Raw genomic sequence first — 403 nt, forward strand, 5'->3', positions numbered from 1 at the left:
CTCTGTGGGCAGGCGATCACCCCGGCAGGGGTATTCAACCGGGCAGACGGTGAATCCGAAGGGGCCTTCCTCGTAAGGGCATTTGCGGCGAATGCACCTGCTGGCGAGCCGCAAGACCTGACCGATGACGACCTGGAGCAGTTCCTTGCCGGTCGCGACGAGGAAATTGCCATCGCACGTGCGCACAAGGAGCCGATTACCGAAGCCATGCTCAAACGGGCAATGATGGAGACAGCAAGATGAAACGCAGAGTGGAGCGCCTGGAAGCGGCGCGTGGCGACAACGACAGCCTGATCGCTTTCGTCCGGTCGGACTGGGACGAGGATACACGGGACGAGAAGGTCAAAGCCGCCCTGGTCGAACGCGGGCTGACGGGCTGGGCCGTGTCCTATTTCCCGATCCA

General features: G+C 62.3%; 1 protein-coding gene. It reads left to right on the top strand.

Annotated features, from left to right (window positions below; translation table 11 throughout):
* A partial coding sequence (locus P1J78_RS25200; protein WP_275570111.1) for a hypothetical protein occupies positions 1-243 on the top strand: 243 nt, incomplete at its 5' end.
* Between the last annotated feature and the right edge of the window lie 160 nt (positions 244-403).

This window comes from Psychromarinibacter sediminicola (assembly GCF_029168335.1).
GTDB classification, from domain to species: domain Bacteria; phylum Pseudomonadota; class Alphaproteobacteria; order Rhodobacterales; family Rhodobacteraceae; genus Psychromarinibacter; species Psychromarinibacter sediminicola.